The sequence below is a fragment of the Pseudarthrobacter sp. NIBRBAC000502771 genome, assembly GCF_006517215.1.
GTDB lineage: Bacteria > Actinomycetota > Actinomycetes > Actinomycetales > Micrococcaceae > Arthrobacter > Arthrobacter niigatensis.
In genome coordinates this window covers 4,312,969-4,334,885 of the sequence record NZ_CP041187.1, presented here as the reverse complement: position 1 = coordinate 4,334,885, position 21,917 = coordinate 4,312,969, and the positions used below count along the sequence as shown (strand labels likewise).

The 21,917-nt window shown below is 66.3% G+C and carries 20 protein-coding genes; 9 read left to right on the top strand and 11 right to left on the bottom strand.

Going from position 1 to position 21,917, the window contains the following annotated elements:
- Nucleotides 1-6 precede the first annotated feature (6 nt).
- Complete coding sequence (locus NIBR502771_RS20065) at nucleotides 7-627, top strand: FMN-binding negative transcriptional regulator (RefSeq protein ID WP_141161256.1); 621 nt, start codon at nucleotides 7-9, stop codon at nucleotides 625-627.
- Nucleotides 628-648: 21 nt separating this feature from the next.
- Here NIBR502771_RS20065 and rlmC read toward each other — a convergent pair whose 3' ends face one another.
- Nucleotides 649-1,776, bottom strand: a complete 1,128-nt coding sequence (gene rlmC, locus NIBR502771_RS20060; RefSeq protein WP_141161255.1) for a 23S rRNA (uracil(747)-C(5))-methyltransferase RlmC — start codon at nucleotides 1,774-1,776, stop codon at nucleotides 649-651.
- 153 nt (nucleotides 1,777-1,929) lie between these two features.
- On the opposite strand from rlmC, the gene NIBR502771_RS20055 reads away from it, so the two are divergent.
- Nucleotides 1,930-2,280: a hypothetical protein gene (locus NIBR502771_RS20055; RefSeq protein ID WP_141161254.1), complete on the top strand. Its 351-nt coding sequence runs from the start codon at nucleotides 1,930-1,932 to the stop codon at nucleotides 2,278-2,280.
- A 31-nt stretch (nucleotides 2,281-2,311) separates the two neighbouring features.
- Here NIBR502771_RS20055 and NIBR502771_RS20050 read toward each other — a convergent pair whose 3' ends face one another.
- On the bottom strand, nucleotides 2,312-2,797 hold the full coding sequence (locus NIBR502771_RS20050) for a hypothetical protein (RefSeq protein WP_141161253.1): 486 nt from the start codon (nucleotides 2,795-2,797) through the stop codon (nucleotides 2,312-2,314).
- Between the two features lie 123 nt (nucleotides 2,798-2,920).
- Between NIBR502771_RS20050 and NIBR502771_RS20045 the strand changes: the two genes are divergently transcribed.
- Nucleotides 2,921-5,995, top strand: coding sequence for a BTAD domain-containing putative transcriptional regulator (locus tag NIBR502771_RS20045; protein WP_141161252.1), 3,075 nt, complete (start codon nucleotides 2,921-2,923; stop codon nucleotides 5,993-5,995).
- Between the two features lie 33 nt (nucleotides 5,996-6,028).
- Here the strand turns inward: NIBR502771_RS20045 and NIBR502771_RS20040 are convergent, their stop codons facing one another.
- A complete protein-coding gene (locus tag NIBR502771_RS20040; RefSeq protein ID WP_141161251.1) occupies nucleotides 6,029-6,580 on the bottom strand; it encodes a dihydrofolate reductase family protein in 552 nt (183 codons plus the stop codon).
- A 219-nt stretch (nucleotides 6,581-6,799) separates the two neighbouring features.
- On the opposite strand from NIBR502771_RS20040, the gene NIBR502771_RS20035 reads away from it, so the two are divergent.
- Entirely contained in the window at nucleotides 6,800-7,168 is a 369-nt protein-coding gene (locus NIBR502771_RS20035) for a hypothetical protein (protein WP_246839747.1), read from the top strand.
- A gap of 18 nt (nucleotides 7,169-7,186) precedes the next feature.
- Here NIBR502771_RS20035 and NIBR502771_RS20030 read toward each other — a convergent pair whose 3' ends face one another.
- The gene (locus NIBR502771_RS20030; protein ID WP_246839746.1) at nucleotides 7,187-9,355 is read right to left on the bottom strand and encodes a bifunctional diguanylate cyclase/phosphodiesterase; all 2,169 of its coding nucleotides are present in this window, start codon (nucleotides 9,353-9,355) and stop codon (nucleotides 7,187-7,189) included.
- A gap of 155 nt (nucleotides 9,356-9,510) precedes the next feature.
- Nucleotides 9,511-9,780: a GlsB/YeaQ/YmgE family stress response membrane protein gene (locus tag NIBR502771_RS20025; RefSeq protein ID WP_141161250.1), complete on the bottom strand. Its 270-nt coding sequence runs from the start codon at nucleotides 9,778-9,780 to the stop codon at nucleotides 9,511-9,513.
- A 198-nt stretch (nucleotides 9,781-9,978) separates the two neighbouring features.
- Here NIBR502771_RS20025 and NIBR502771_RS20020 point away from each other — a divergent pair, with 198 nt between their 5' ends.
- The gene (locus NIBR502771_RS20020; RefSeq protein WP_141161249.1) at nucleotides 9,979-10,842 is read left to right on the top strand and encodes an HAD family hydrolase; all 864 of its coding nucleotides are present in this window, start codon (nucleotides 9,979-9,981) and stop codon (nucleotides 10,840-10,842) included.
- 22 nt (nucleotides 10,843-10,864) lie between these two features.
- Here the strand turns inward: NIBR502771_RS20020 and NIBR502771_RS20015 are convergent, their stop codons facing one another.
- Together NIBR502771_RS20015 and NIBR502771_RS20010 are read right to left on the bottom strand one after the other, a co-directional pair.
- Nucleotides 10,865-12,232: a UDP-glucose/GDP-mannose dehydrogenase family protein gene (locus NIBR502771_RS20015; RefSeq protein ID WP_141161248.1), complete on the bottom strand. Its 1,368-nt coding sequence runs from the start codon at nucleotides 12,230-12,232 to the stop codon at nucleotides 10,865-10,867.
- Nucleotides 12,229-13,386 (bottom strand): glycosyltransferase family 1 protein, encoded by a 1,158-nt coding sequence (locus NIBR502771_RS20010; RefSeq protein WP_210411276.1) that lies wholly within the window; start codon nucleotides 13,384-13,386, stop codon nucleotides 12,229-12,231. Before NIBR502771_RS20010 ends, NIBR502771_RS20015 begins: the two co-directional genes overlap by 4 nt.
- Before the next feature lie 259 nt (nucleotides 13,387-13,645).
- Between NIBR502771_RS20010 and NIBR502771_RS20005 the strand changes: the two genes are divergently transcribed.
- Nucleotides 13,646-14,488 (top strand): PRC and DUF2382 domain-containing protein, encoded by an 843-nt coding sequence (locus NIBR502771_RS20005; RefSeq protein ID WP_141161247.1) that lies wholly within the window; start codon nucleotides 13,646-13,648, stop codon nucleotides 14,486-14,488.
- A 439-nt stretch (nucleotides 14,489-14,927) separates the two neighbouring features.
- Complete coding sequence (locus NIBR502771_RS20000; protein ID WP_141161246.1) at nucleotides 14,928-16,244, top strand: DUF6350 family protein; 1,317 nt, start codon at nucleotides 14,928-14,930, stop codon at nucleotides 16,242-16,244.
- Nucleotides 16,245-16,257: 13 nt separating this feature from the next.
- Here the strand turns inward: NIBR502771_RS20000 and NIBR502771_RS19995 are convergent, their stop codons facing one another.
- Complete coding sequence (locus tag NIBR502771_RS19995) at nucleotides 16,258-16,689, bottom strand: hypothetical protein (RefSeq protein WP_141161245.1); 432 nt, start codon at nucleotides 16,687-16,689, stop codon at nucleotides 16,258-16,260.
- Between the two features lie 39 nt (nucleotides 16,690-16,728).
- Between NIBR502771_RS19995 and purN the strand changes: the two genes are divergently transcribed.
- Nucleotides 16,729-17,310, top strand: a complete 582-nt coding sequence (purN, locus tag NIBR502771_RS19990; RefSeq protein ID WP_141161244.1) for a phosphoribosylglycinamide formyltransferase — start codon at nucleotides 16,729-16,731, stop codon at nucleotides 17,308-17,310.
- Nucleotides 17,311-17,446: 136 nt separating this feature from the next.
- On the opposite strand, the gene NIBR502771_RS19985 is transcribed toward purN, so the two are convergent.
- Nucleotides 17,447-18,799: an MFS transporter gene (locus NIBR502771_RS19985; RefSeq protein WP_141161243.1), complete on the bottom strand. Its 1,353-nt coding sequence runs from the start codon at nucleotides 18,797-18,799 to the stop codon at nucleotides 17,447-17,449.
- A 143-nt stretch (nucleotides 18,800-18,942) separates the two neighbouring features.
- Here NIBR502771_RS19985 and purH point away from each other — a divergent pair, with 143 nt between their 5' ends.
- The gene (gene purH / locus NIBR502771_RS19980) at nucleotides 18,943-20,628 is read left to right on the top strand and encodes a bifunctional phosphoribosylaminoimidazolecarboxamide formyltransferase/IMP cyclohydrolase (RefSeq protein ID WP_141161242.1); all 1,686 of its coding nucleotides are present in this window, start codon (nucleotides 18,943-18,945) and stop codon (nucleotides 20,626-20,628) included.
- 76 nt (nucleotides 20,629-20,704) lie between these two features.
- Here the strand turns inward: purH and NIBR502771_RS20795 are convergent, their stop codons facing one another.
- The gene (locus NIBR502771_RS20795) at nucleotides 20,705-20,875 is read right to left on the bottom strand and encodes a hypothetical protein (protein WP_168225762.1); all 171 of its coding nucleotides are present in this window, start codon (nucleotides 20,873-20,875) and stop codon (nucleotides 20,705-20,707) included.
- Nucleotides 20,859-21,827: a serine protease gene (locus NIBR502771_RS19975; protein ID WP_141161241.1), complete on the bottom strand. Its 969-nt coding sequence runs from the start codon at nucleotides 21,825-21,827 to the stop codon at nucleotides 20,859-20,861. Before NIBR502771_RS19975 ends, NIBR502771_RS20795 begins: the two co-directional genes overlap by 17 nt.
- Between the last annotated feature and the right edge of the window lie 90 nt (nucleotides 21,828-21,917).

Below are 21,917 nucleotides of genomic sequence, written 5' to 3'. Positions count from 1 at the left end.
ACTCCCATGTACATTCCTTCCCATTTCGCCGCCGAACCCGACGCCGTCCGGAACCTGTTGGCGCACCCCGGCGCTGCCAACCTGGTGACCATGACCGACGGCGGCCTGCTGGCAACGCTGCTGCCCTTCGCGTTCAATCCGCGGGTGGGGGAGCACGGTGCCCTCCAGGCGCACATGGCCCGGAACAACCCGCAGTGGTCCACTGTGCCTACAGGTGAAGCGCTGGCCATCATCCAGGGCCCGGACGACTACGTTTCTCCGTCGTGGTATGCCTCCAAAGCCGAACACGGCCGGGTGGTCCCCACCTGGAACTACAGCACGGCGCACGTCTACGGGGAGCTGGTGGTCCATGACGACGCCGGCTGGCTGGCACGGCACGTCCGGCACCTGACGGCCTTGCATGAGGGCGGCCGGCAGGATCCGTGGGCCGTTGACGACGCTCCGGGGAAATTCGTCGCCGGGCAGCTGCGCGCGATCGTGGGCGTGGAGCTGGTGGTCAGCCGGATCGAGGCGAAGGAGAAACTGAGCCAGAACCGCTCCGCAGCCGACGCCGCGGGGGTGGCGGCGGGCCTCCGGTCGATCGGGCGCGAAGCCGGTGCGGCCGCCGTCGAACGCGTCCGCACCTGAGCCCGGGGCTACCGGACGGCGCTAGGCCGTCCGTTCCAGCAGCACCATGACCTCGTAGTGCGTGGTCTGCGGGAACATGTCCAGGACACGGGCACGCCGGGCGGTAAAGGAAGGGAGCGCGGCCAGGTCACGGGCCAGCGACTGGGCGTTGCAGCTGGAGTACACCACGTGCTGCACGTCCGAGGACTCCAGCCAGCCGCACAACTCCTTGCCGATGCCGCGCCGCGGCGGGTTCACGATCACCAGGTCCGGTGACCGCTCCGCCGCGAGGGCGAACGCGGTGGCGTCGCCGGCCTGGAACTCCATGCCTGCCAGGCCAGCCTCGTCACTGCTGAGCCGGGCCGAGGCGATCGCCTCGCTGCTGGTCTCGATGCCGGTGACTGTACGGGACGGGGCAGCGCTGTGCAGCGCGAAACCGCCCACGCCGCAGTACAGGTCCCACACCGAGGCCGGCGCCAGCTCGTTGACCCACTCCCGCCCCTGCCGGTACAGGGCCGCGGCCATGCCGGTGTTGGTCTGGAAGAAGCTCTGCGGCCGCAGGTGCAGGTTGATGTCATTGACCCGCATCTCCAGGGTGGACTGCTCCGTCAGCAGGATCTCGCGGTCGCCTTCGAGCACCGCTTTGTGCTCCGGGAGCAGGTTGACGGAGACCACCTTGACCTGCGGCAGGTCGGCCAGGAGTTCGGGGAGGTGCTTCCGGATCCGCGGCAGGGTCTGCTCGGAGCGGAGGACCAGGCGGAGCATCACCTCACCGGCGGGGGACTCGGTGATGATGACGTGCTTGAGTTCCCCGGTGCGTTTCGGAACGTCGTAGGGGGTCAGGCGGAGCCGGCGGATGTAGGTGGCCAGCACCGGGAAGACGGCGCGCAGGCCGGGGGAGCAGACGCCGCATTTGCGCAGGTCCACGCCGTGCCCGTCAGCGTCGAGGATTCCGATGGTGGGGTTTTGTGCCGTCCCGCCGATCACCATCTTGGCTTTGTTGCGGAAGCCGGACTCCTGGCTGGCCACGGGCTCCAGCCACTCCAGTTCCATGTGTCCGGCGAGGAGGGTCTGGCAGTGCAGCTGTTTGCCGGCCAGCTGCTCACCGTAGGGCATGCCCATCTGGGTGCAGGAGCGGCAGGTGCCGGCATCAAAGTAGGAACAGCGCATGACTGCACAAGTTTACCCGGTCGCCTTCCCTGCCAGGACGGGAAGGTGCGACGACGGCACTTGGGGAAGTGCCGGCGTCGTCCGTTCCAGCCCGGACGCATTCTGGGAACACTGCCGTCTCCCCAGGTGTTAAGACCTATGGAGAGACGAACGATGAACACCAGAACTTACACCGCACTCGTAGTACCGGCCAGCACGTCCGAGCCCATCCGCATCGAGCAGGTGGAGGCGGACCCGCAGGCTTTGGAGGCCTTGGTGGGCGGCCCGCTCGAATCGGTGATCCGCGGTGACTGGCATGTCTACCTCAACGCGGAAAGCGTCACCATGCTTTTGCCGGTTAATTTCCGGGCCGGCCAGCTGATGCATGAATGCGGGCTGGACCTCGACGGGATCCGCGGCACCGCAGTCTTCCTGGGCCGCGGGGAACACAGTGCCGAGGCAGACATCCCCGACCACCTGGAGCGACTCGTGGAGGAGCTTTTCGGGGCGCCGCTGGCGGCATGATGCACCGTCCAGCCGCGCCCTTGGTGCTGGGTTATGCGACGGCAGCGCACACGTCAGTCACTGTGCCCTTCCCAGTAAACTTTCCGCCCCTTTCCGACCCATCAGCGTTGAGCGTCCAACTCACTGTTCCTCTCGTAAAGTAAAGTCCTGCGGGATGTCCGTTGGCCTTAGGAACGGCAATGAGGTTCGCGCCAGTCGCTGTGACGAACTGGCCACCGTCGGACAAGTTCTGAATCTTGGTCAGGCCGGTGATCACGTAGCTGGCGGAGCCCCCCGGCCCGGTGACGGTGGCCTTCAGGTTAGGTCCGGTAATGAACTGGCGTCCCCCCGGCAGGTCAATTACCCCCAACTTGCCTTGGGCCGACAAAGTGACGTCGAAACCGGGGCAGGACACCGGAAACGACACATCGATCGGACCGGGTACGGCTGCAGCCGTTGCCGGTTGCGCCGCCGTCACGACGGATCCCAGTACCACGCCCGAGAGGGCCACGCCCTGGGTCATGCTCTTGAGGTTCATCGGTTCTTCCTTTCACTACATTCGGTTCGGGCATACCAACAGTCCCGCCCGCGCCTTAAACAATCCTTAATTGAGGGGCGCGCTCTGGCGGGCTTCTGATTGGAGGAGCATGATGGGGTTGATGTGACCCTCAAGTGGCGCATCCCGGGCAGGCGCTGGGGTCGCTGGCAGGCATGGGCCGCAGGCGCCGGACTGGTCCGGTCTGCCACGGCGGTCCGCTCGGAGAATGGCCGTGTGATGGTGGCATTGCAGATCAGGGTTCTGGGACCACTGGTTATCGGCTTCAGGGGGTCGTCCACGGCTCTGCGGGCCGGAAAGCAGCGGATTGTGCTGGCCTGCCTCGCCCTGCGACCCAACACCCTGGTGTCCACTGATTTCCTGGCGGACGCTGTATGGGCTGACCGTCCGCCGTCCCATCCGGGCCCGCAGTTGCAGGTGTACATGGCCAACCTCCGCAACATGCTTGAACCGGGACGCGTGCGTGGCGTCCCTTCGCGGTATCTGCCAAGCAGGCCCGGTGGTTACAGTCTTGTTGTTGACGAAGACGAACTTGATCTCCTGCAGTTTCGGCGGCACGTGGACACGGGACGGCAGGCGGTCCAGGCTGGAGAACTGGCCGACGGCGCCAGGCACCTTAGGAATGCCATCCAGCTGTTTCGCGGGCCTGCTTTTCCAGACCTTGCCGACCTGGAATTGCTGCGCCCTGAGGTGGACGCGCTCGAGGAATCGAGGTTGAACGCCTACCAGGATCTCCTGGATGTCGAAATCCTGCTCGGCAGGGGACCGGACGTCGTCGACGAATTGAAGCTCCTCACCTCACAGCACCCCTACCGGGAGCGGCTGTGGGCTTCGCTGGTGCTTGCCCTGTACCGGTGCAGCCGGCAGGCCGAGGCGCTCGCGGCCTGCCGCTCCGCCAGAAATCTCTTTGTCCGCGACCTCGGCATCGAACCGTCCGGCCATTTGCGGACGCTTGAAAGCATGGTCCTGCGGCAGGACGCGTCCTTGGATCCGGCTGCCGCGGACGTTAGGCGCCGTGCGAGGGAGCGACTAAACAATCTTCCCGCCGCTGTTACACCGTTGATCGGCCGCGAGACGGAGGTGGGTGAAGTCTGTTCTCTTTACCGTTCGGACGGCTGCAGACTGGTCACTGTGACGGGGCCGGGCGGGACAGGAAAGACGCGCCTGGCGCTCGCGGCCGCGTCAAAACTGGGCCAAAATATGGCCGACGGTGTGGGCTGGGTTAGCCTGGCCACCCTCACCCATCCGGCCCAGGTTCCGTCGGCAGTGGCTTTGTCGCTCGGACTAGGAGACCTCGCGGGCGAAGACCCGCTCAAGACGGCTTCCCGCTTCCTCAGGAGCCGCTGCATGCTGCTGGTGCTGGACAACTTCGAGCATTTAGAGGGGGCCTGGCCTGTGGTGCTGGACATGCTCGCAGCGGCGCCTGACCTGCGCATCCTTGCCACAAGCCGCAGGCGCTTGGGCCTGCGGCCCGAGTACGAGTACGAATTGGCGCCACTTCCCCTGCCTCCGCTGGATCACGTCCTGCCGCCCAACCTTCTCAGGGAAATTCCGTCCGTGAAGCTGCTTCTGGCGCGCGGACGGGCGGTCCGCCACCGCTTCGATGTTGATGCCGTCAACGCAGTCGTCTTGACCCGGTTGTGCCACCAACTGGACGGACTCCCATTGGCCATAGAACTTGCTGCCGCCCAACTCGGTCGCCGCAGTGAAGATGCGTTGCTGAAGGATCTGGAAGTCAGCCGGGCGGCCCTGCCCGGCGCGTTCCGGGACGTTCCGGAAAGGCAAAGGACGTTGACGGCCACGATTGACTGGAGTTACCGGTTGTTGGCGGAGGACCAGCGGCAGCTGTTCGACCAGATGGGCGTTTTTGCTGCCAACCCGTCGGTGCCTGCCATCGTCAGTATCAGTGGGACCGGCACGCCTGGTCCGGCCGCCGTGACGGACCGCTTGGCAGGGCTTGTTCAGCAAAGCCTCCTGCGCCGCTATTCGGATCCCGGCGGTCAGGAACGCGTAGCCATGCTGCACTCGATCCGTGAATTTGCCCGCCGGCGCTTTGGCCGCGCCGCCAGCGCCGCTGCCCTGCGGGCCCGTCATGCCGACTATTACTTGGGCGTGGCAAAAGAGCATGCCCCGGTGTTGTGGGGGAGCGGCCAATTGCAGGCACTCCATCACCTGCAAGCGGACGCACCCGACTTCCGGGCCGCGCTCCTCTGGGCAGCCGGACCGGACGGTTCGTCCGACGTAGCACTGGGCCTGGTAGGGCACCTTTGGCACTTTTGGGAGTTGACCGGAAATGTCGCCGAGCAGCACCAGGTGTCAGTGGACCTGGTGAATAGTGCGCCGGATGCAGCACCAGGACTGCTGGCGCCGGCCCTCAGTGGTGCCGCTACCCTGAGTTGGATCTTGGGAAAGAACCGTCTTGCCGCGGAATTCCACGGACGGGCTCGGGACACGTTCCGGAGGGCCGGCAACCTCCAGGGCGCGGCGTGGTCCACCATGTGCCTGGCGGTCCAGGCCGCGCAAAGCAACGAGGCGGGGGAAGCCGAACGCCTGGCTTGGGAGGCGTTCACTGACCCTGATGCGACAGACCGAACCAAAGTTGGAGCCTTGATTATTCTTTCGCGACTTGCTTTCTATCGCGGCGATTACGCGCGGTCGCTGGAGTTGTGCCGCCGCTGCGCCGTCCTCGCCCGGCCCCTTGGCGACGGCGCTCTGCAATGTGTTGTCCTGACCAACCTGGCCGAGAGTTTGGAACACGATGGGGACTTTGACTCTGCCGAGCGGTTGCTGACCGAGGCGTTAGCCGCAGCGCTGAACCTTGGAGCCATGGGCGTCCTTGCCGGCATTTTGGAGTCCTTGGCCGGGGTATATCTCTCCAAGAACCGCGCAGCGTCCGCCATCCGGCTTTTGGCCGCGGCTGACGCCCACCGGGTGGACTGTGGGGTCACCTTGGATGAACCTGAACGCCGACGGGTGGATGAACTGATTGGAAAGGCTTACGCCAATACCGGTCAGGTCAGGTTTTCCTTTGAGTGGGCGGCTGGCCAAGCCGATACCGTGGACCACGTGGCCACCGAGGTGCTCCAACAAGGCCACACACACTTGCCCCGGCCGGACGGCGCCATGGTGTCGAAGGGGTCATCGGGTGTCCGGAGGGCGAGTGCGGCGCCCTGGGAGTGAGACGGCAGCGGCCGCGAAGTCCCCGCGCCGAAGCTATTGCGCGCGCACCCCATAGGTGCTCAGCACGTTGCCCTTGCTGGTGGTGGACTGGTCCTGCAGTACCAGGCGGGTCAACGGGTCGCCGTCCTCGAACAGCCGGCGGCCGCTGCCGGCAATCACCGGGTGGGTCATCAGCTGCAGCGAGTCCAGTAGCCCGGCGAACAGCAGCTGCCTCACCACCGAGATGCTCCCGCACACGGCGATTTCGCCGCCGTCGCGCTCTTTCAGGCCCGCAACGAAATCCTCAAGGGGTGCATCCATGAGATGCGAGTTTTCCCATTCCAGAGGCCCCGTCAGCGTGCGCGAGGCGACGAACTTCTCCACGGGGTTGATGAACGCTGCGAAGTCCTGGTCCTGCGGGGCGGTAGGCCAGTACCCAGCCCACTCCTGGTAGCTGACCCGGCCCAGGACCACTGTGTCCACGGTGTTGATCATCCTGGTCAGGCCCTCGCCGAGCCCTGCGTCAAAGCTGTCGAACTGGAACTTGAACGGTTCGGACACCACACCGTCCACGGAGTGGAACAGGCCGGCGGTGACTTTGCGCATGGGAGCCTCCAAATAATAAGCGGTCAGGCATTACGGTATTCGGCCGGACGCGCTCCGGGAAGGGAAGGACCTGCGTTCAGCCCCGCAAATCGTACGACGGCGGCCTGCAGCGTTAGCTTCATCACTCGCCGTGTCGTCTTGCGCAGTTTCCTGCCCGCCGGGCCCCATACTGGTCATTGAACGGCTTTCGCCGTCCCCCGGCCAGGCAGGAGGAAGTGCATGGAAACCCTGAAAAAAGTCGTGACCAACCAGTATTTCCCTGCCGGCGCCGTGCTCACGGCCGTCCTGCTGTTCTGGGTGGTTGCCATGCTGGGCGGCCTGTCCCTGCTCAACAACAACCAGCCGCCACTTACCACCCTGACGTGGATGCTGTTCGTCTATGCCGCCGCCGTGCTGACCCCACTCGCAGGGCTCTTCGCCGCCGTCGACCTGGTCCGCCGCTGGCGCCGCAACCGCGCTGCTGCCACCACCACCGGGACGGGCTCCCCGTCCGCCGCCGCCGGCGAAGCACCGCACCCCGTGCAGCCCCAGAACTCCCACCCCGCGCCCGCAAATCCGCAGCGCCCCGGCCGCCAGGAAGCAGCCTAGGCCGACGGGCAGCCCCGGCTACCTGCCCTTCAGTGCATGGAGGGCCTCTTCTGCGTGACTCAACGCCTGGCCCAGCCGGTCACCGGGCTCCGGCAGTGAGAACAGATACCCCTGCAGCGAATCGCACTCCAGCGCCGTCAGGTAATCCGCCTGTGCGGCCGTTTCTATCCCTTCCGCCGTAACCGTCAGGCCCAGGCTGTGCGCCATGTTGATCATGGAACTGAGGATCGGCAGCCGCTCGTTCCCGGTCCGCACCATGGACACAAAGGTCTTGTCGATCTTGACGGTGTCCACGGGCAGGTCCTGCAGCCGGCCCAGCGACGAATAACCGGTGCCGAAATCGTCCAGCGCCACCCGGGCGCCCGCATCCCGCAGCGCGCTGAGCTGCTGGATCAGGCTGCAGTCGGCGTCGAAAAACACGCTCTCGGTAACCTCCACCACGAGTTGATACGGTGCCACGCCGCTGGCTTCGGCAAGCTTCAGGACTCCCTCGGCGAAGTCCGGTTCCTGCAGCTGCACGCCGGAGACATTCACGGCCAGGGACCGCGACGGATCCTCACTGAGCCACCGTGCCAGCTGCACCATTCCGGTGGCCATCACTTCGGCCCCGATCTCACCAATCAGTCCGGTGCGCTCGGCGAGCGGGATGAAGATCGACGGCGGCACCCGCTCGCCGCCCCGGTCCCACCTGGCCAGTGCCTCCAGCTGGACCACCTGCCCCATGCGGTGGGAGACGATCGGCTGGAAGTCAACGGTTATTTCGCCGCGCGGAACGGCCAGCTGCAGTCCACTCTCCATGTGTGTCCGCTGCACCAGCACCTGCATCATGTCAGGGTGGAAGCGCAGGAACCGGTTCTTGCCGGCAGCCTTGGCCGCATACATCGCAATGTCAGCGTGCCGCAGGAGCTCGGAAGGGCCCATGCTGTCCTGGCCCAGGGAAGCCACCCCCAGGCTCAGGCTGGGACGGAGGACGGTGCCGCTGATGGTCACCGGCACATGCAGGCAGCGCACAATGCAGGCCGCGATGGCATCAGCGTCCGGGCAAGCCGTCAGGAGCACCACGAACTCGTCGCCGCCCAGCCGGGCCACGACGTCGGCCGTCGGGACGCAACCGCGGAGCCTGCGCGCCACTTCGATGAGCATGTCGTCACCGGCCTGGTGGCCCAGGATGTCGTTGACTTCCTTGAAGTCATCCAGGTCAAGGAGCAGGACATCCACCGTCTTCAGCCGCGGTTCCTGCAGCGATTCGGCCAAGGCATCGTTGAACACCGCACGGTTGGCAAGTCCCGTCAGCGGGTCCTGGAAGGCCATGGCACGCAACTTCTCCGCCTGGACTGCGAGGTCCATCATGGCCCGGTGGGCCTGCTCCTGCGCCTTCCGCCGCGGCGTAACATCGCGGAAGCTCCACACCCGGCCCACAATGTTCTCGCCGACACGTTGCGGGCGAGAATAACGCTCGAAGGTCCGGCCGTCCCGGAATTCCACAACGTCGTGGCTTTCCGCCGCGGGGTCCTCCTGAAGTTCGCCCAGCCTGGCGGTGAAAGCTACAGGGTCAGCCACTTGCTCCATGATGAGCTGCAGCACTGGTTCCCCGGTTTCGCCGTCCATGAGCTCGGGCGGAATGCCCCACATGGTGAGGAACTGGTCGTTGAATCCGGCGACGGTGCCGTCGGTCCCGATGACCAGGATGCCGTCTGCGGTTGATTCAAGGGTGGCCGTCAACAGCGACATTGCCTCGCGGAGGTTGGTGTCGGCTGCCTTGCGGTGTGCCGTCCCGCGGATGGAGAGCAGCAGCCGGGCGATTGGCGGCCCGCTCCCGTCTGGGCCGTCCCCGGGCCCCTGCGGGTCCTGGTGGGGGAGGGGCGCGGCGGCAAGTTCCACCGGGAACTCGGTCCCGTCCCGCCCCAGCGCGATGATTTCCTGCGGAGGCGGAAGCTCTTCCGGCAGGGTGAGGAGCTGGCGCAGCAGAAGGGCCACTTCGCCGTGGAAGCCCGTTCCGATAAGCATCCGGTAATCCAGGCCGGAGAAGGCTTCCTGCGGCAGTCCGAACAACCTGGCGGCCGCGGCATTCGCCGCCAGGACGGTCCCGTCCGCAGCAAGGGCCAAAAGTGCGTCCGGACTTGCATCCATGACCGCGCCAAAAGTTTGCAGTGCCACATTGTTGTCACGGCCCAGAAAACCGGTCATCACACCACCCCTTCGCCATCATAAAGGCAGGAGGGGAAAATTGGGCGGCTCCCGGCGGGTTCATATTGAGTCCGCACCACCGTGTGGCGGGACGTAAAAAGCGCCGTCCTCCTGGTGGAGTCCGGCGCCTGTTACTGATGGTTTTGTGGAAGCAGCTACACCCGGCGGCCGCTGCGGTTGGTGACGGCGCCGTAGATCAGCAGCACGATGATCGAGCCGAGGATAGCCAGCAGCCAGGTCCTGAGGTCGAAGAACTCCGCCAGGCCGCCGCCGAAGATCAACGATCCGATCCAGCCGCCCAGGATGGCTCCGACAACACCAAGGACCATGGTGACCACCCAGCCCCCGCCCTGGCGGCCCGGCAGGATGGCCTTTGCAATGGCTCCAGCAATCAGGCCCAAAATAAGAAATCCGATAATGCCCATGTTGCCACTCCTTGTCAGTAAGTTGTGCCGGGCCCCCATTTCCGGTTCCCTCATTCAATCAGCAGGCTTACTACTCTGCAAGACCCCCAATATCACAGGATGACTATCAGTTTGGTCCTGACGTGGGACAATCCCGTGCCGTCCGTAAACTGCTGCCGATAGGATTTGGGTGTCCCTGCCTTTGTTGAAGGAGCTCGCATGTCCAGCCAGACCCAGCGTCCGCGGGCCATATTCCTTGACATCGACGGCACCTACGCCGACCACGGCCTGGCTCCCGAGGCGCACGTCGACGCCGTCCGGACCGCCCGCAAGCTCGGCCACCGGGTGTTCGTCTGCACCGGGCGTCCACTCTCCATGGTCCCAGGGCACATCCTGGACGCCGGCTTCGACGGCACCATTACCGGAGCTGGTGCCAGGGTGGAGGTGGGCGGTGAAGTCCTCAGGGACGCCCGCTTTGAACCTCGGCTCGCGGCGCGCCTCGTCGAAACGCTCGATGCCCACGGTGCCGCCTACATCCTGGAAGCGCCGGAGGCACTGCACGGCCGCACAGGCGTGGACCGCCGGCTCCGGGAGGTCCTCGGGCCCATCTTTGCCGGCCGCCCCCAGCATGACGGCATCCTCAGCACGGATGTCGATCCGCTGGAGGACATCCTGGGACCGATGCAGTACAGCGACGATCTCCGCGCCACCTCCTACGCCAAAATCTCCTGCTTCGACTCACCGGTGCCGCTGACCCGCCTGCTGGCGGACTTCGGCCCCGGGGTGGGGCTGATCCCCAGCTCGCTGTCGGCGCTGGGGGACCGGGCCGGGGAGATCTTCATGGCCGGCACCCACAAAGCCGTGGGCATCCAGGTTGTGGAAGCCCGGCTCGGCCTGGACCGGGCGGACATCGTGGCCATCGGCGACAGCGCCAACGACATCGAAATGCTTGAGTACGCGGCCGTTGGCATCGCGGTGGAAGGTGGCCATCCCGCAGTGCTTGCCGTGGCGGACCGGATCACCGCCCCGCCCGCCGGCAACGGCGTGGCGCTGGCGTTCCGGGAGCTGGGACTGCTGGGCTAGCTGCCCTCCCCGCGGCCGGTCTTCAACGTACTGCGGCCGCCGTCACGGCGCCGGAGGACGTTCCGAGTCCGCGGACCACCCAGCCCTGTTCCTGCCAGGCCGCCGCATCCAGCACGTTGCGCGCGTCCAGGACCACACGGCGTCGTACGTGTTGCCCGGCAGCAGCGGGACACAGTTGCCGGTACTCATCCCACTCCGTGAGGAGCAGCACCAGCTCGGCATCCTGGAGCGCCCGCGCAGCGGAGGTCTCGAACCGAAGCCGCGGGTAGCGGCGCCAGGCAAGATTGACCGCTTTGGGGTCGGTGACGGTGACGTGCGCCCCGGCAGCGGCCAGCCGGTCCGCAACATCCAGGGCGGGGGAGTCGCGGATATCGTCGGTGTCGGGCTTGAAGGATGCGCCCAGTACGGTGATGGATCGCCCGGCGGGGGTTCCGCCGCACAACTCTGCAGCGAGTCCCACCGTGCGCTCCCGCTGGCCCAGGTTCACCGTATCCACCAGCCGCATCCACTGCTCCACCGCAGGTACTCCCAGGGTGGCGGCCTGGGTGCGGAAGCTGCGGATGTCCTTCGGCAGGCAGCCGCCGCCGAAACCGAGCCCGGCGTGCAGGTACCGGCTGCCGATCCGCGGGTCCAGCCCCATTGCCTCGCTGAGCTCCGTGACGTCGGCGCCTGCGGCGTCGCACAGTTCGGCCACGGCGTTGATGAAGCTCACCTTCGTGGCCAGGTACGCGTTCGCGGCAGACTTGATGAGTTCAGCCGTGGCGAAATTGCAGACGAGCCGCGGGATTCCGGCAGCCAGCAGCGGCTCATAGACGGCGTCCAGGGCCGCAGTCACCCCCGTCGGTGCCCCGGTGTGGGGGTTGAAGGCGGCGGGGCGGCCGCCTTCAACGCCGTAGACCAGCCGGTCCGGAACCAGTGAGTCCTTGACGGCGGTGCCCTGCCGCAGGAATTCGGGATTCCAGCCGAGCAGCACGTCCGGCCGCCGTGCGAGGATCTCCCGGAGCATGTCCACCGTGCCGACGGGCACCGTGGATTTGCCCACGACGACGGCGCCCGCCGCCAGGTGCGGCAGCAGCCCTTCCAGGGCTGATACCAGGAAGGTAAGGTCGGCGGCGTCGGACGTCTTGTCCTGCGGCGTCCCCACGCACAGGAAGTGCACCTGGGCAGTGCGCGCCTCGGCCGGATCCGTGGAGAAGCGCAGCCGTCCGGTGGCGCGGCCGTGCGCCAGGAGCTCGTCAAGCCCCGGTTCATGGAACGGTGCGGTTCCCTGTGCCAGCTGGGCCACCTTGCCGGGATCCACGTCGATGCCCACAACGCTGTGGCCCATGGATGAAAGGGTTGCCGCGTGGACAGCGCCGAGGTACCCACAGCCGATCACGGATATCTTCATGATGTTGCTCCTGCCTTTGAAGCCTTCCGCGGCGGTGCGGGGACTGCCGCAATGACGTCCGTATAGTGCTGTACCAGTTCCGTGCAAAGCGCCGGCCAGGTCCTCTCCTGGACCGAGGCGTGGGCCGCGGCTGCGAAGGCGCGGCGTTTGGCGTCGTCGCCCATCAGGTCCTGCACCCGGGCGCGCATGGCGGACAGGTCACCCGGTTCGTAGAGCCAGCCGGTGCGGGAATTCTCCACCAGGTCCAGTGGTCCGCCCCGGCCCGTGGCCACCACCGGGACACCTGACGCCATGGCCTCCTGGATGGTCTGGCAGAAGGTTTCGAACTCACCCGGATGGACGAACAGGTCGAAGGATGCCACCGTCCGCGCCAGGTCCTCACCGCCCAGGAAGCCGGTGAATACCGCCTGGGGGAGGGCCGCCTCAAGGGCTGCCCGTTGCGGGCCGTCGCCCACCACCACCAGCCTGGTGTTGGGAATGCCGGCGAGGGCGGCAAGGTCTTCCACCTGCTTTTCGATGGCCAGCCTGCCCACGTAGCCGATGATGCGTTCACCGTCCGGGGCAACCGAAGCCCGCCACCCGTCGTCGCGCTTTTCCGGCGAAAACCGGGCGGTGTCCACCCCGCGGCGCCACATCCGTACCCGCGGGATGCCCCGTCCGCGCAACTGGTTCAGCGCGAACGTGGAGGGCACAAGGGTGCGTGAGGCCAGCAGGTGGATGTTCTCCACCCTGTTCCAGGCCCAGTTTTCAAGGAAGGGAACGCCGTACCTGGCCGCATAGCTGGGAACTTCGGTCTGGTAGATCGCCACCGTGGGGATTCCGAGCTGGTGTGCCGCCTGCGCTGCGCGCCAGCCCAGGACGAACGGCGAGGCGAGATGCACAACGTCCGGCGCGTACTCGGCAAGGATTCGCTTGACCCGGTACACACCTCCCAGTGCCACCCGTACATTCGTGTAGCCGGCCAGCGGGACTGCCGGCAGCCGGTGGACTTCCGCCCCTTTGACCCGGCCCGGCTCGGCTCCCTCCTGCGCTGAGGGGGCGATGACCAGTACGTCGTCACCACGCTCCTGGAGGTGATCCAGGACCCGAAGGATTGAATGGGTGACGCCGTTCATCAACGGCAGGAATGATTCGGCGACGATTGCGATCCTCACCCCTTCACCGTGCGCGCCGTCCTTGAAATGGCGGGGGAAAAAGCGTTACCCGGAGGAGAAGGCCGGGTGAACAGCTGCCCCGGCCGCCAAGAAAATTACTAAGTAGGCTTGGCATTTGATGCTAAGCATGCTTATGGTAGTGGGGCAGTCAGCGCAGAGCCTTAAGCAGCCGGGGCGGAAGCCGGATGACGGGAGAATGCCCCGGTCCGGACCATCCACTGCTGGCAGACCTAGTGCAACGACAATCCAAGGAGACGTCATGCTCAACAGGGAAAACCTTGAAAACCTGCTCACCAAGGGGGGCCACGTAGTCGGCTCCGACGGCACGAAAATCGGTTCGATCGGCCAGCTGTATGCAGACGACGACACGGGCGAACCCACTTGGGTCACCGTGAAGACCGGCCTCTTCGGTACGTCCGAATCCTTCGTGCCGGTTGAGGGCGCGAACAACCAGGGCGAGGACCTGGTGGTGCCCTTCACCAAGGAGCACGTCAAGGACGCACCCCGCGTTGATGCCGACGGCCACCTCACCCCCGAGGAAGAGGACCGGCTGTACACGTACTACGACCGCGGCGCACGGACGTACACCGAGGCCACCCGTGACACCGCCGGCGACGTCGACCTCCAGGGCGATGCAGACCTGAATGCCGGGACCCCCACGGCCGGGATCACTTCCGCCGCGGACACCCACACTCGCGGGACCGTGGGCCACGATACCTCCGGCCCCACCACGGACGACGCCATGACCCGCTCCGAGGAACAGCTGCGCGTGGGCAAGGAGCGTGAGACCACAGGCCGGGCCCGCCTGCGCAAGTACGTCACCACCGAGAATGTCACCAAGACCATCCCGGTGGAGCGTGAAGAAGTCCGCGTGGAGCGCGAGCCCATCACGGACGCCAACCGCGGCTCCGCGCTGGACGGCCCGGGCATCAGCGAGGAAGAGCACGAGGTGGTCCTGCATGAGGAACGCCCCGTGGTGGAGAAAGAGACTGTTCCCGTGGAACGGGTCCGGCTGGACAAAGAGACAGTCCATGATGACGTCACGGTCAACGAGGAAGTCCGCAAGGAAAACATCGAAACGGACGGCGACGCGCGTCGCTGATCGGACCGCGGACTCTGTCCCCGCCAAGTCCGCAGGGCCGGCTGGCTGGAGCGGCGGGCCTGATTCGGTGAACGGCGCCGGGAGCCTGGTTGGAGGCTCCCGGCGCCGCACCGTTTAAAGCGCTGGTGCAGCCGCGCTGAAAGCGGCAACTGCACCAGCCAGTAGGACGAATATCTTCAGAACTTACGGTTCATCTCTCATTCGCGGCTCCTGTTTTCCCGGTTGACGGTATCCGGGCAAGCGGCTGGTCGGGTTCACGCCCACGGCCAGCAGAAATCGCAGGATGCCCCTGCGGGCAGGCGGGTGTTGGTTTCTAACAATTTTACGGCGGGGCAGGGCAAAAAGCGCCGGACAGCCGGGCATTTGGATATTGATCGGTGGCGCCCGCGAGCCTGTCGTTCGCGGACGCGGCGCACCCGGCGTGACACCATGGAACACGATGAAACTGCGCGCTGATCAGACCGGAGACCGTGGCCTTCCCATGCCGTTGTGGCTGCAGGGTGCCCTTGAAGCGGCGCAGGCGGCCATCATCTCGGCGCTGGTGGTCGTGGCGCCCATCGTGGCAGTCTGGGCCACCGCGGGTTTCCAGAACGGACAGTTCGAGGTGCTGGCGCGCCTGGCAGGGCAGTCCTGGCTCCTGGTCCATGGGGTGCCGCTGGAGCTTGCCGGCGCAGGACCGGCGACCGCCACCCACGGTGGATCCGGCACGCTGAGCCTGATTCCCCTGGGCCTGACCGTGATCCCGTTCCTCCTGGCGTGGCGCGCCGGCCGGAGGCTCGCACGGGCCTCCTATACGGACCAGTTGTGGCAGGCCCTGCTGGGATCGTGGGCAGTCTATGCGGCGTTCGGTGCGGCCACCGGGTTCGTCTGCCGCAGCAGCGACGTTGTCATCAACCTTTGGTACGCCATACTGGTTCCCCTGGTCCCGTTCGGCCTCGGCATGGTGGTCGGTGCACGAAGGGAAGCAGGGTCCTGGAGCCGGCTCATCGGCGTCGACGCGGTGGACTGGATCTCCCGCACCAGCCAGCATTCCCGCTGGGCCGGATCCTACTTAGCCTCCGCGGCGAAGGCAGGCTTTGTCGCCGTCGCATCCGCCCTTACCCTGGCCGCAACGCTGCTGGCAGTCGATCTGTTCATCCACTGGAACCTGGTGGTGTCCGTGTATGAAGCGCTCGACGCCGGCCCGGTGGGAGGCGCCGCCCTCACCATCGCGCAGCTGGGCTTCCTGCCCAACCTTGTGGTCTTCGCGCTTGCGTGGACGTCAGGAGCCGGCTTTGCCCTGGGGGCCGGATCCCAGGCAGGGGCGCTGGGCACCGCAGTCGGGCCGCTCCCATCCATTCCTGTCCTGGCCGCCATCCCGTCAGGATCCCTGGACTACGCCGTCGTCGCCCTGGTAGTTCCCGTGCTGGCGGGCGTCATGGCGGGGTGGTGGTTCCTGCGGGAGGGGGAAAACCACTTTGACGAGTGGCTCGCCATCAAGGTCCACGCCCGCTGGTTCACCGCCACCGTCTCCACCCTTGTCCTCGGGGTGCTCGCGGGGCTGGCCGCCGGGCTGCTGGTGATGGGCCTGGCCTGGATCGCGCGGGGGTCAGCAGGACTGGGGCGCCTGACCGCAATCGGTCCTGACCCGCTGTGGACGGCCCTATGGGTGGCTGCGGAGGTGGCCGCCGGCGTGGTCATTGGCTACGCGGCAGGACCCTGGCTGGAAAGGGAGAAGGCCGGGGCGGCCGATCGCGAAGGGGAACTGGTCCACTAGGACCGCCCCGGGGCTAGGGAATCCTGGCGGGCAGGACGTCCTGGAACTGCACCATGCACGCCTGGGTGGCCCGGTCCGTCAGCGCCCGGCCCAGGCAGGCCTGGTACTCGCGCACCTGGTCAAACAGGACCAAGGTGGTCACGATCAGCAGCACCATCACGGCTGCCACCACCAGCCCGGAAATGGTGCCCACAAGGACCAGCCTGGATTCCTTCAACCGGATGGACCGGACCAGCAGGACTATGCCCAGGACCAGGCTCGCCAAGGTGAGCAGGCTTGTCAGCCACAGGTAGCCCACGTCCAGCTGGTACACGAAAAACGCGCCGAGTACCGTCACCACGAACGTCCTGAACAGGGTGTGGGTCTTGGCGAGGGAGGCTTTCGCTGCCTCGCTGAGCGGGGGCCTGGCCTGCTGCCGCCCGGCCCGGCCCGGTTCGCTGTTCATGTTTTCCAGCGTACGCGAGCCTGCACCTAAGCTGGACCAATGCGTATCGTCGTCCTCGTCTCCGGCACCGGGTCCAACCTCCAGGCAGTTATCGACGCCGTCAAAGCGGGGGAGCTCGATGTGGAAATCGCGGCGGTGGGCGCCGACCGCGAAGGAACCTACGGCGTCGAACGCTCCGCTGCCGCCGGGATCCCTACCTTTGTGGTGGACTTCAAGGCCTACCCGGACCGTACCGACTGGAACGCCGCGCTGGCCGGGGCCGTCGCCGCCTACTCGCCGGACGTTGTGGTGTCCTCCGGGTTCATGCGGATTGTCAGCCCCGATTTCATCGACGCGTTCAACGGCAGGTACCTCAACACGCACCCCGCGCTGCTGCCTGCTTTTCCAGGCGCCCACGGCGTGCGCGACGCCATGGCCTACGGCGTCAAGGTCACCGGTTGCACCGTGCACTGGGCCGACGCCGGCGTGGACACCGGCCCCATCATTGCCCAGGAAGCTGTGGCCATCGAGGACGCAGACACCGAGGAAACCCTGCACGAACGCATCAAGGTGGTGGAGCGCCGGCTCCTGGTTTCCACGTTGGCCGCCCTCGCCGCGGACCCGGAATATTCCGCCGCGTAGGCCGCCGTCGACGCGCACTCTCCTTTTCGACGCGCACTCTCCTTTTCGACGCACATATGCCGTTTTCGCGGCGTACATACTGTGCGCGCAGGGGAATATGCGCGTCGAAAATGAATAAGGGCGTCGCGAAAAACGGCTACTGCAGGCGGGCCCGGCGGGTTTCCGGGGAGAAGAACGCCATCCACAGCACGGAGGCCAGCACCAGGGCGCCGGCCAGGGCGAAGGAAGTGGCCAGCCCGAGTTCCGGCCAGAAGTAGTTGGCGAAGACCAGCGGTCCAAACCCTGCACCCAGCCGGGAAAATGTGGACGCCCAACCGAACCCGGTGCCCCGCAATTCCGTGGGATAGAGCTCGGAGACGTAGGCGTAGAGCACCGGGATGGCTACCTGCACCACGAACCCGAACACCAGCAGCCAGAACACCGCGGCCGTGGGGATGTCCACCACGAATGCCACGATCACCAGGGTCAGCGCGGACAACGGACCGGTGATGGCAAGGATCCACTTGCGCCCCACCCGCTCCACCAGGAGGGCGGCCACCACCACGCCCAGGAAGCCGACGGCGGCCATGGACGCCGTGGTGACGAACGCTTTGTACTCGGCGAAGCCGGCACCGATGAGGATCCTGGGCATCCACGTCAGGGACAGGTAGTACACCAGCAGGATGCTGAAGAACAGGGACCAGGCGGCGGCGGTGATCTTCCAGTTGAACTGCCATACCGAACGCAGCTGGGTCCAGGCGCTGCCGGCGGAAAGCCGTGGGACATCCCGGGCGTCGGGAAGGCTGTACGCGCGCGGTTCCGCCCCGGTGGCCTCCACCAGGCCGTCAATGATTTTGGCCGCTTCTTCCCTGCGGCCCTTCCGGATCAGGAACAGTGGAGACTCCGGCACGCTCCGCCGGATCCAGAAGACCAGCAGGGCGGGCAGCACCATCACCAGCATGGTCAGGCGCCAGTCGCCGAAGAGGGCCACCAGGCCGGCCGAGACGAACCCGGCGAGAGCCGCGCCTACCGGCCACCAGCCGTCCATGGCAGTGAGCACCTTGCCGCGCTGTTTCCGCGGGGTGAACTCGCCCACCAGTGCGTAATCCACGGGGATGCAGCCGCCCAGACCAAACCCGGCCATGAACCGGAACACGCAGAACCAGACGAAATCGGGGGCGAACGCACCGAGGACAGTGAACACGGAGAAGAGCAGCAGCGTGGCGGTGAATGCCTTCTTCCGCCCCAAGGTGTCCGCAATGGTTCCCCAGATGAAGGCACCCAGCGCCATGCCGATCAGGTTCGCCGTGCCCACCCAGGCCGCTTCCCCTGCGGACAGCGACCAGTGCTTGGACAGCAGCGGAATCAAGATGCCGTTCAGGGTTACATCCCAGGCGTCGAACATGAATCCGAGGCCCCCGATCAGGAAGATCCTGCCCTGGACTTTCCATCGCCAGGGCAGTTCCTGGACCACCTGTTCGCCGCTGGGCACAGTGGTGTAAGTATTCATCGCCGCCTCCTGCTGAAGACTCTATCCGGGCCCGCGGAAGTTCACACTCCGGAGCCCACAGGGGGTAACCGTTGCCTTCGCGATAAACTGGCCGTATCCCCACCAACCGCGGCCCTGTTCCGCGAGATAAGACGGAGAGATTTGTGAGCTTCACGCAGCATGAGCGCGTATCCATTGACCGTGTACCCATCCGCCGGGCCCTGATCTCGGTTTACGACAAAACCGGTCTGGAGGAGCTCGCCTCGGGCCTGCACGCAGCGGGCGTGAAGCTCGTCTCCACGGGCTCCACGGCCAAGAAGATCGCCGCCGCGGGCATTCCCGTGCAGGAGGTTGAGGAAGTCACCGGTTCGCCCGAGATGCTGGACGGCCGCGTCAAGACCCTGCACCCGCGCGTCCACGGTGGCATCCTGGCGGACCGCCGCGTCCCGGCGCACATGGAAACCCTCGCCAGCATGGACATCGAAGCCTTCGACCTGGTGGTTGTGAACCTCTACCCGTTCGTGGAAACCGTCAAGTCCGGTGCCGCGCAGGACGACGTCGTGGAGCAGATCGATATCGGCGGCCCCGCCATGGTGCGCTCGGCCGCGAAGAACCACGCCGCCGTCGCCATCGTGGTGGACCCGTCCTTCTACGGCCAGGTGGTGGAGGCCGCAGCGGAAGGCGGCTTCGACCTGAAAACCCGACGCCGCCTCGCCGCCAAGGCCTTCGCCCACACCGCCGCCTACGACAATGCAGTGGCCACCTGGACCGCCAGCCAGTTCCTGGACGAGGACGGCGACGGCGTCATCGACTGGCCTGCCTACGCCGGCCTGTCCCTGGAGCGCTCCGAGGTCCTCCGCTACGGCGAGAACCCGCACCAGCAGGCCGCCCTGTATGTGGACAAGGCCGCCCCGGTGGGCATCGCCCAGGCGGACCAGCTGCACGGCAAGGCCATGAGCTACAACAACTTCGTTGACGCCGACGCCGCCCTGCGCGCCGCCTACGACTTCAGTGAGCCCGCCGTCGCCGTCATCAAGCACGCCAACCCGTGCGGCGTCGCCGTCGGCTCCAAGGACGCCGCGGACCCCATCGCCGACGCCCACGCCAAGGCCCACGCCTGCGATCCCGTCTCTGCATTCGGCGGCGTCATCGCAGCGAACCGCACGGTGACCGCCGGCATGGCCAACACCGTCAAGGACATCTTCACCGAGGTGGTCATCGCACCCGGCTTCGAGCCTGAGGCGGTGGAAATCCTCTCCAAGAAGAAGAACATCCGCCTGCTGGCCCTGCCCGAGGGATACGGCCGGTACCCCACGGAGTTCCGCCAGGTCTCCGGCGGCATGCTGGTCCAGGTCAGCGACAAGGTGGACGCCGATGGCGACAACCCCGCCAACTGGACCCTCGCCGCCGGTGAGGCCGCGGATGAGAAGACCCTCGCGGACCTCGCCTTCGCCTGGACTGCGTGCCGGGCCGCGAAGTCGAACGCCATCCTCATTGCCGACAACGGCGCAGCCGTGGGGATCGGCATGGGCCAGGTTAACAGGCTCGATTCCTGCCGCCTCGCGGTGGAGCGGGCCAACACGCTGGGCGTCACGGTGGAGTCCGACGTCGACGGTGCCGGCGGCGCCTCCAACGCGGATGCGAGCGGCGCACCTGAGCGTGCCCGCGGTGCCGTGGCCGCCTCGGACGCGTTCTTCCCGTTCGCCGACGGCCTGCAGATCCTGATCGACGCCGGTGTCCGCGCCGTGGTGCAGCCGGGCGGTTCTGTCCGGGACGAGGAAGTCATCGCAGCAGCGAACGCTGCCGGCATCACCATGTACTTCACGGGAGCCCGCCACTTCTTCCACTAATCCCCACCGCCGGGTTTCAACAGACGACGGCGCCCGTCCCCTGCATAGGGGACGGGCGCCGTCGTTGTGTTTCGGCTTAGTCCTGGCCGGCAGGAGGTTCGGGCTCCGGAAGCTGAATCTCCCGGGGCTTCGCCGCCGCCATTCGCTCGTCTGTCCAGTACTCGAGGACTTCCTCGGGCGACTGGTTCAAGTCCACGTGGCTGACGGGGTCCTGGTCCGGTGCGGGTTCTTTAGGATTTCGCGGCATTGGTGTACGTCGTCTCGATGACGGAGCCCCAGTATGGGCCGTACATCACTGCGGAGCCGTTGTAGCCGTAGCTGTTGATGGAGTTCTGCAGGCCATCGGGACCGTTGCCGATGAACCACGGACCACCGGAGGAACCGCCGGTCATGTCGCAGGGAATGCCCTGGGTGTTGAACTGGGGGTTGTTGGAATCATTTGACGCCGTCCCGGTGCAGCTCTTGAGGGTCTCCCCGTTGAAGGGCGCCGCTGCCGGGTAGCCGTAGGACGTGTAGGTCAGGCCCCGTGCCTGGTTGAAGGCCGTGCCGGAGCCGCCGACGACGTCGGTCAGCTTCCGCCCCTTGGCATCAGGGTTCATCACGGCGAAGCCGGTGTCATACGTCATGTCGCCGTTGGAAGCCCACTGGGTGGGGGCATACAGGGCTTTGGCGGTCCATTTGCCGTAAGGGGCTGCCCCGTTGTCATACGCGGGGACGAAGACGAAGTTGGTGGCGTACGCGCCCGGGCCTTCATTCACGCAGTGGCCGGCCGTTGCCACAGTGCTGCGGTTGGTCGAGGTGACGGCGTTGCCGGAGCACACATAGTTCGTTCCGCCGAGCGTGAAGAAGACCTTGCCGATGTGGGAGACGGGGTTCGCGCTCTGGGCCAGCGTGGGTTTGCCCTTGGTGGCTTTGGTGGAGGACGGCTTGCCTTTCTCCACCAGTGCAGGGTTTGAACGGTTGCCGCGTTCCAGGGCCTTGCCGGCCAGCGTGTCACCAGGGACGGCGCCCTGCATCCGCTCGGGAGTCCAGTAATCGGCTGCAGCCCCCGCGTCGAGCGTGACGCTGGCCACCGACGGCGCTTCGTTACCGTCCGACGGCGCCGGGTCGGCAGAGGCGCCACCGGCAGCAGTGAGGGTGAGCACGGCAGCCGCCGAAAGAGTCAGGAGGCCGGAAGCCAGAGACCTGGTGCGTGTCATTGTTGTCCTGTCTGGAAGGGGGGTGGGCCCTGGGGCGGGAGTGACGTAGCGAACTTATCGTCACCCGGCAAGTTTGTACACAGTAGTGAG

What these genes read in the sequence shown, in the direction of transcription:
- NIBR502771_RS20065 (WP_141161256.1), top strand. Translation starts at nt 7, where the DNA reads ATGTACATTCCTTCCCATTTCGCCGCCGAACCCGACGCCGTCCGGAAC.
- rlmC (WP_141161255.1), bottom strand. Translation starts at nt 1,776, where the DNA reads ATGCGCTGTTCCTACTTTGATGCCGGCACCTGCCGCTCCTGCACCCAG.
- NIBR502771_RS20005 (WP_141161247.1), top strand. Translation starts at nt 13,646, where the DNA reads ATGCTCAACAGGGAAAACCTTGAAAACCTGCTCACCAAGGGGGGCCAC.
- NIBR502771_RS20020 (WP_141161249.1), top strand. Translation starts at nt 9,979, where the DNA reads ATGTCCAGCCAGACCCAGCGTCCGCGGGCCATATTCCTTGACATCGAC.
- NIBR502771_RS20025 (WP_141161250.1), bottom strand. Translation starts at nt 9,780, where the DNA reads ATGGGCATTATCGGATTTCTTATTTTGGGCCTGATTGCTGGAGCCATT.
- NIBR502771_RS19995 (WP_141161245.1), bottom strand. Translation starts at nt 16,689, where the DNA reads ATGAACAGCGAACCGGGCCGGGCCGGGCGGCAGCAGGCCAGGCCCCCG.
- purN (WP_141161244.1), top strand. Translation starts at nt 16,729, where the DNA reads ATGCGTATCGTCGTCCTCGTCTCCGGCACCGGGTCCAACCTCCAGGCA.
- NIBR502771_RS20030 (WP_246839746.1), bottom strand. Translation starts at nt 9,355, where the DNA reads ATGACCGGTTTTCTGGGCCGTGACAACAATGTGGCACTGCAAACTTTT.
- NIBR502771_RS20795 (WP_168225762.1), bottom strand. Translation starts at nt 20,875, where the DNA reads ATGCCGCGAAATCCTAAAGAACCCGCACCGGACCAGGACCCCGTCAGC.
- NIBR502771_RS20040 (WP_141161251.1), bottom strand. Translation starts at nt 6,580, where the DNA reads ATGCGCAAAGTCACCGCCGGCCTGTTCCACTCCGTGGACGGTGTGGTG.
- NIBR502771_RS20050 (WP_141161253.1), bottom strand. Translation starts at nt 2,797, where the DNA reads ATGAACCTCAAGAGCATGACCCAGGGCGTGGCCCTCTCGGGCGTGGTA.
- NIBR502771_RS19975 (WP_141161241.1), bottom strand. Translation starts at nt 21,827, where the DNA reads ATGACACGCACCAGGTCTCTGGCTTCCGGCCTCCTGACTCTTTCGGCG.
- NIBR502771_RS20015 (WP_141161248.1), bottom strand. Translation starts at nt 12,232, where the DNA reads ATGAAGATATCCGTGATCGGCTGTGGGTACCTCGGCGCTGTCCACGCG.
- NIBR502771_RS19985 (WP_141161243.1), bottom strand. Translation starts at nt 18,799, where the DNA reads ATGAATACTTACACCACTGTGCCCAGCGGCGAACAGGTGGTCCAGGAA.
- NIBR502771_RS20035 (WP_246839747.1), top strand. Translation starts at nt 6,800, where the DNA reads ATGGAAACCCTGAAAAAAGTCGTGACCAACCAGTATTTCCCTGCCGGC.
- NIBR502771_RS20055 (WP_141161254.1), top strand. Translation starts at nt 1,930, where the DNA reads ATGAACACCAGAACTTACACCGCACTCGTAGTACCGGCCAGCACGTCC.
- NIBR502771_RS20000 (WP_141161246.1), top strand. Translation starts at nt 14,928, where the DNA reads ATGAAACTGCGCGCTGATCAGACCGGAGACCGTGGCCTTCCCATGCCG.